Origin of the sequence: Flectobacillus sp. (assembly GCF_049240685.1) — a bacterium.
GTDB lineage: Bacteria > Bacteroidota > Bacteroidia > Cytophagales > Spirosomataceae > Flectobacillus.
The window spans coordinates 36,070-43,735 of record NZ_JBMLSD010000176.1; the positions used below are offsets into that span (position 1 = coordinate 36,070).

Annotated in this window: 5 protein-coding genes; all 5 read left to right on the forward strand. The window is 36.9% G+C overall.

The annotated features are described in order from the left end of the window. Positions 1–371: 371 nt before the first annotated feature. The 5 genes from ACOVQ4_RS08195 to ACOVQ4_RS08215 all read left to right on the forward strand — a co-directional run bounded on the left by ACOVQ4_RS08195 (position 372) and on the right by ACOVQ4_RS08215 (position 7,425). Positions 372–1,925 carry an OmpA family protein gene (locus ACOVQ4_RS08195; protein WP_421820166.1) on the forward strand — a complete coding sequence of 518 codons (1,554 nt, stop codon included), beginning with the start codon at positions 372–374 and terminating at the stop codon, positions 1,923–1,925. A gap of 137 nt (positions 1,926–2,062) precedes the next feature. Further along, the gene (locus ACOVQ4_RS08200; protein ID WP_421820167.1) at positions 2,063–2,974 is read left to right on the forward strand and encodes a sugar phosphate isomerase/epimerase family protein; all 912 of its coding nucleotides are present in this window, start codon (positions 2,063–2,065) and stop codon (positions 2,972–2,974) included. Between the two features lie 735 nt (positions 2,975–3,709). After that, positions 3,710–4,942 (forward strand): TCR/Tet family MFS transporter, encoded by a 1,233-nt coding sequence (locus tag ACOVQ4_RS08205; protein WP_421820168.1) that lies wholly within the window; start codon positions 3,710–3,712, stop codon positions 4,940–4,942. Between the two features lie 238 nt (positions 4,943–5,180). Continuing rightward, positions 5,181–5,918, forward strand: a complete 738-nt coding sequence (locus ACOVQ4_RS08210) for an outer membrane lipoprotein-sorting protein (protein WP_421820169.1) — start codon at positions 5,181–5,183, stop codon at positions 5,916–5,918. A 481-nt stretch (positions 5,919–6,399) separates the two neighbouring features. Next, complete coding sequence (locus ACOVQ4_RS08215; protein WP_421820170.1) at positions 6,400–7,425, forward strand: quinone-dependent dihydroorotate dehydrogenase; 1,026 nt, start codon at positions 6,400–6,402, stop codon at positions 7,423–7,425. Positions 7,426–7,666 lie beyond the last annotated feature (241 nt).

Here is a 7,666-nt window from a genome sequence, read left to right on the forward strand (position 1 = left end):
TTTGTCCTAAAACGACCTATATATCAAAGCCTCAATTACTTCGGTAGTTGGGGCTTTTTGAGTTTTTAGAGAAATTATCAATTATTTTGAAATTATAGAATAAGTATCTTAATTTGGATAAAATAGGGCTTGAGCTGTAGGCATTAGGCATTGGGCTTTGAGCTTTAGGCATTAGGCATTAGGCATTAGGCTCTGAGCAGAAATATAATTGTAAATTTAAAAGATTAAAAACTCTTTGCCTGTTGCCTGTTTACTATTGCCTGTTTACTGTTACCTGTTTACTGTTGCCTATTTACTGAAAACCAATACTTGAATGTTTATCCTGTTTTGCACAATCACTGCTATGTCGACTGTCTATTTTTGTGCTTTATATGAAAGGTATTTTACATTATTCTTACTTACTTTTATTGCTATTGACTTGTAATTTTCAGGTGTTGAGTTTTGTTAAAAGTTCAGACTCCACTACCCACATTACGAATCAAACTAATGCCCCTTCAACGCTTACTTTGCGTATGCGTGACAAACATTCCAGAAAATCTATTTTTGGACAGTTTATAGTGCAGTTTAGCGATGGAAAAAAAACGCTTATAGAAACTGCGTCCTCTCATATCGTAACCTTTAATTCCGAAGCAAAGCTAACTATCACCGCTCAGGCAGAAGGTTATCAAACCCAACAACGTACATTTCAAATCTTACTAGCACCCTTTGGTAAACATTATGAATATGAGGCTTTTATGGAAAAGGCCGTTGGCGTAATTCGTATAAATGCTTTGGATGAAGAAACTAAAAGACCTGCTAAAAAAGTTAATTTTTTTGTTAAAAATACTTACACAGAAGAAGTCCAAAAGTATTTATCTATTAGTTCTGAAGGAATAGTTTATCTAAATCTATTTGATTCTCCTCTAAAGTATGAACTCGAAATATCTGCCAAAGGCTACGAACCAATAATCACAAAGTTGGATTCTTCGAGTTTGGATAGAGTATTAACTTATCTATTGAAGCCTGTAAAAAGAGCTAGTGTTGTAATTCCTATTGTTGCTCAAGATATCCTTACAAAAGATTTGATTCCTGTTTTCGAGGTAGCCTCTACTAATTTAAAACTTACTGAAACCAAACCTTATAAAGTACTTTTGGTAGATGGCGATGAGATTGATGTAGAAGTTCAAGCAAAAGAATATCATACCTATAATAAGCACTTCGTTGTAACAGATACCTTACTCAATTTGTCGAAATTGGTAGTGCCTATGGAAAGAAATAGTTATACTTTTTTGCTAAAATCATGGGAAGACCAAGAGCTAACCGAGCATATTCATGCAGTTTATAAGGTTTATGATTTAGAAACCAATACCCAATTACCACAAGCGTATCAAGGTGTTTTTCCGATGGTTGAGCTAATGCCGCACAAAGAGTATAGTATTCATGTGACTGCAAATGGATATGAGCCCATTATTACACGTTTTGCGCCTTTAGGTGCTATTATGGACAAACAGTTTTCGAAAGATTTTATCCTGAAAAAAAAGCGCACTATCGTCAAGATAGAGCCAAATTCAATTATAAAATCTAAGGAATTTGGTATTATCGAAAAAGGCAAAGCAATTACTTTACGAAATCTATATTTTGATCAAAGTAGCCCTGTCTTAAGGAAGGAATCTTTTCAAGAATTAGATTCATTAGTAAGTTTAATGCGTGAGAACCCGACTCTCAAGTTAGAAATTCGTGGTCATACCGATAATGTTGGTGATTTTAATCTCAACCTGAAATTATCTCAAGAAAGATGTCAGTCTGTTATATTTTATTTGATTTCAAAAGGTATTCAATCAGAAAGACTCAAGGCCGTAGGGCGTGGTCCTTTAGAACCCGTCGTCCCAAACAATTCGGAAGAAAATAAAAAGAAAAACCGACGAGTTGAGTTTATCAGGCAATGACACAATTTAGGTAAATGGTTTGTTTGTTTTAGAAAGGTTCTTTTCAGTGTTTTTTTCATTTTAGAAAAAGCTTTTTGCTGAAAATCAGTATAATTACCTATAATTTTACTTTTTCGAGAAACAAACTTACTACCTTTATGTCTACTTCAAACCGACGTCAGTTTATTTCTGAATTAACTATGATTGGGGCTGCTTCGATGCTCTCACAGTCACTTTTTGCTTCAAAACCTTCTTCTATTAAGATAGCTTATTCGGCTATTACGTGGGGAGGCAAAGACCTAAATGCCATGCAAGATATTTCTTCATTGGGCTTCAAGGGTATTCAACTTCGTGCCAACGCTTATGATAATTACAAGACTAGGGTTCAGGAGCTAAAAGACTTACTTGCCCAGCACCATTTGACATTGGCGATGTTTTCGAGTGGAAATGTGGAGGTAGATTCAGCGCGTGTTTCGAGTAATGTAGACTACCATGTGGCGCATGCAAGTTTTGTAAAAGCCCTAGGTGGAGATGCGATTCAGTTAACTAATAGCCTCAGAAAAAATAACCAAGCTCCAACCAAAGAAGAGTTAAAGGCCTTGGCGAAAGTGATGAATCAAATAGGTGAACAAACGGCCGATTTGGGTGTGCAAACCACCTATCACAATCACATGCACCAATGGGGCGAAACCCCTGAAGAGGTAGATATTTTGATGCAAGAGACCAATCCTACATTTGTAAAAATGCTGCTCGATGTGGCACATTATCATCAAGGTGGGGGCGTACCAGCCAAAGCTGTGGAGCAATACAAAGACCGTCTATTTGCATTGCATATCAAAGATGTAAAATCTCCCTTGGCTGATAAGCCAGACCCAAAGGCCTACAAGTTTGTTGAGCTTGGCCAAGGCAACGTGGATTTGCCTGCGGTGTTTAATGCTTTAGCAAAAATTAAATTTAATCGTTGGGCGGTTGTCGAGCTTGATGGCGTTCCTGAGCCAAATCGTACGCCATTAGAATCAGCCACAATTAGCAAAGCCTATTTGAACGATAAATTAAAACAAAAGATATAGTTTTTTTACAGGTACTTGACAGACCTGAACAAATAGCTAAATGAGTGAAAAAAGATTGAGTGAAGGAGTGATTATGTAAAATTCAGTTCATCACTCAATCTTACTTCATTGAATCAGGAGTGTTTGATATTTTGCCTTTTTCTACAAAAACACCTATCTTGCATGGTTTTCAAAACCAACATATTATGAATAACTAAATTCCTTAGTGAGATGGTGTAGGCATTGGATTCCTATCTATTACACCCACTAGCTGACTTCTGACAGTGAAAATGCCCTTTCAAAAAATTCATTTAAAACATTTTTTGGTAATTATCGACTTCCTGATTTTCAGATAGGACACGTATGGTCTCATGAAAAATTGTCATGCTTAGTAATGACGTAGTTCATGTTAAGTAATCGTGCAGAATTAGATCTAGGTGTTGTGATAAAGGCACTAGGCAACAGGCAAAGAGGTAAATTGTTTTTAATTAAGGATACATACGCTTTTGCCGATTGCCCATAGTTGAAAGCCGAAAGCTCCAAGATTAAAATTTATTTTGCTCACTTAAGTAGAAGGAAAGATTAAATTAATAGTATCTCAAAGATAAAGTTTGAGTATAATCTTTTGATTATGATTGCATTACAATAACAGATATGCTGTTAACTAATAACGTCTTTTACTTACTTAACAAGGCTATATGTTGTTGTGTCCTATATTAAGTTGATGTATTGAAAATTTCTAAACACTTCGTCGTTATGTCTGACAAGCGCAACCCTGCCATTATTTTTATTTTTATCACCATGCTCATTGATGTTCTTGGTATCGGTATCATTATTCCGATTTTACCAGATTTAATTGAGGAGTTTGTAGGAGGGGGAACTTCCAATGCCGCTATTTATGGCTCAATGTTGATGGCCTCTTATGCTGTTATGCAGTTTATCATGTCACCAATCATCGGAGGGTTGAGTGATCAGTATGGGCGTCGACCTATCATTCTGGCTTCCTTGATTGGTTTTTCTATTGATTATTTATTATTGGCCTTTGCCCCCAACATTACCTGGTTATTTGTTGGTCGCTTGATAGCAGGAGTCACAGGGGCTAGTTTTACTACAGCGGGCGCATATATAGCAGACATCAGTAAGCCAGAAGAGCGTGCCAAAAACTTTGGTATGATAGGCGCTGCCTTTGGACTAGGATTTATTCTTGGCCCAGTAGTAGGGGGAGTTTTGGGCGAAATCAATATCAAATTGCCATTTTTTGCTTCGGCAGGACTAACCGCCATCAATTGGTTGTATGGGTATTTTATTTTACCAGAATCTTTATCAAAAGAAAACCGCCGACCATTCAATTGGAAACGTTCTAATCCTATTGGTACGCTATCAAACATGACTAAATATCCTTTATTGTTTGGCTTATCTTTGGCGTTATTCTGTATACAATTGGCAGGGCAAACCAATCCTAGTACCTGGGCCTACTACACCAAGTTGGTATTTCATTGGAGTAAACGAGAAATAGGCTTGTCGTTGGGTTTTGCAGGCGTGGCGGTGGCTATTGTTCAGGGGTTTTTGAGCCGAAAAATTATTCCTAAATTAGGCGAGAAGAACTCAATTTTTGTAGGATTAGCTTTTTGGTCAGTAGGCTTTTTGTTGTACTCTTTTGCCTGGAAAGGCTGGATGATGTATGTAATCATGATGCCCTTTGCCATGGGGGGCATAGCCGCGCCAGCGATACAGTCGGTCATGACGCAACAGGTAGGTGCCAACGAACAAGGTGAATTACAGGGGGGAATCACCAGTATCTTGAGTATTACATCCATATTAGGTCCTCTTATAGCCTCTAACTTGTTTAGTTATTTTGCTTCATCCAAAGCGCCTATCTATTACCCAGGTGCGGCCTTCTTGTCAGGAGCAATTTTGGCTGTTATAAGTTTAATAATTGCGTATTTTTCTTTTTCCAAAAAGAAAGAACAACCATCTGTCAGCAAATAATGCGTTTTGTCCCAATTCCGTTTGGTAAGTAGTAATAATTAGAGTAGCTTTCAGTAAATAATCGGCCTAGAATGTGTTTGCTTTGGGCTTTCGATATGAGACAAAAATATATTTGTGATTTAATGAAAAACACTTTTATTTTTTGCCTAAAATAGAAAGTCTTATGCCTATGCGATGCAAAAGCAATCTGATTCTGCCAACTGATTTATTACCTTATTAACTAAAACTAAATATTACCATGAAAGTAAAGAATTTGTTTGCCTCGGCTTTATTCTTAGTAGCTACTTCTATCGCTTCTATGGCTCAAACTGCTGAAGAAATTGCTCAAAAGCATATTGATGCGATAGGTGGCTCAGAAAAATGGAAAGCCGTTAAAAGCATCGAAATAAAGAACCACATGTCGATTGGAGGTATGGAGGTAGAATCAAAATCTACTATTGTAGTAGGTAAAGGTCTACTTACTGAGGCTTCGGTTATGGGGCAGAAAATAGTCACAGGATTGGATGGTGACCAAGGCTGGACTATTCTTCCAACAATGATGGGAGGTACAGGCGAACCGCAAGACTTACCCAACGCAGTGGCCAAACAGACCAAAAGCCAAATGAATTTTGGAGGTGTATTGATTGACTATGCAGAGAAAGGTGCCAAGTTGGAATTGGTTGGGAAAGAAAAAGTTGATAATGTGGAGACGTATAATTTGAAGATGACCGAAAAAAATGGCGATATTACAAATGTTTATGTTTCTCCGTCGACGTACTATGTTGTAAAAACTACTGCTACAAGAGTGGTAAATGCTAAAAGCATCGATATCGAAATTTCATATTCAAATTTCAAGGCAGTAGAAGGTTTGATTTTTCCTTATACATCTGAGATTCCTTCTCCTATGGGAGGTGGACAAATGACATTGGAAGTTGATTCAATCAAATTGAACCCGACTATTGATGAAGCTATTTTCAAAAAACCTTCAAAAAAGTAAGTTGGAATGCAGAATTAGATTTAATTTATGTGTTTTAGGCAACAGGCAAAAGGCAAAGCTTGTTAAAATGTTTTTCAGTGACGATTGCTATGTTTTTGCCGAATGCTCATAGCTGAAAGCCCCAAGCTCAAAAATTAAATTTTATTTTGAGTAAGTGAAAGGAGATTATTAGTTAATAGTATATCTGTTATTGGAATGCGTTCTTATTCAGAAGGATATAGTCAATATGTCTCGAAGATATATTATTAATTTAATCTTTCCTGTTTCTACTAACTTAACATAGAAGATTTATATTTCAACACTGGGTTTGAGCCCATGAATGAGGAAAAACTTTTCTATTTGACCAAAACAATTTCAAAACCTCATAGCTAAATCCAAAAGCTGTGAGGTTTTTGTTTGCCCTTTTTGTAATTTTGTCATTATAATAAATCTTTAAAAGCTCGAGGATTCGTTTGTCGCGAGCGCAGATGCTGACAATATAATGTACAAACTTTTTTTACAGCCACTCTTATTTCGTTTCGATGCCGAGAAGGCTCACTATTTTACTTTTGACTTAGTAAAAGCTTTATTCAAAATTCCATTCTTTCCGAGTATTTTTAAAGCGATTTATCAATACGAAAATCCTGCCTTGGAAAAAACTGTTTTTGGTCTAAAGTTCAAAAATCCTGTAGGATTAGCCGCAGGGCTCGATAAAAATGCTGTATTGGTAGATGAACTTTCTGCGATGGGGTTTGGATTTGTAGAAATTGGTACGCTTACACCAAAGCCGCAATCTGGCAACGACAAGCCTCGTTTGTTTCGTCTAAAAGCAGACGAAGCCCTCATCAACCGAATGGGATTTAACAATGATGGGGTAAAAGAAGCGGCCGCAAGATTGAGAAAACGTAATAGCGAGGTTTTGATTGGAGGAAATATTGGTAAAAATAAGGTTACACCAAATGAAGAAGCCGTAAATGACTATATGATTTGCTTCAATGAGCTGTTTGATGTTGTCGATTATTTTGTGGTAAATGTAAGCTCGCCCAATACGCCTAATTTGAGAGCTTTGCAAGAAAAAGAACCATTGAAGGATTTGTTACAAACCTTACAAAAAGATAACGAACGTCGTCCTACACAAAAGCCAATTTTGTTGAAAATCGCACCCGATTTGACCGACTCACAATTGGATGATATTATAGAAATTGTACAAGAAACCAAAATAGCTGGAGTAATTGCTACAAATACCACTATTTCGAGAGAAGGGCTGCAATCCTCAGAAGAACTAGTGAAAGAAATGGGAGGGCTGAGTGGCAAACCCGTTACCAAACGCTCGACAGAGGTGATTCGTTATTTGGCACAAAAATCAGGAAAAGCATTTCCAATTATTGGCGTAGGGGGGATTCATTCACCTGAGGACGCTGAAGAAAAATTAAACGCAGGTGCCGATTTGGTACAGGTATACACAGGCTTTATTTACGAAGGCCCAGGACTGGTAAGTAGAATTAATCGTTATTTGGCGAAGAAGTAAGTAAAGGGTTCAGGCAAGGAGGCATAAGGCATTAGTATAAAGTATGACTGATTTCTTCTCTTCTAATCTATAATAATACTGTTTTTTTTCCTTAAAGAATTGTGTAGAACTAATTTGATTTTGAGGCAAGTTGTTACCAAAAATTCAACTCAAAACTCATCACTCTTAACTCTGCACTAATGGTAGTTTCCTTACTCTAATCAGATTCGAGAGGTTGAAATATCTCAAATCATCATTTCGA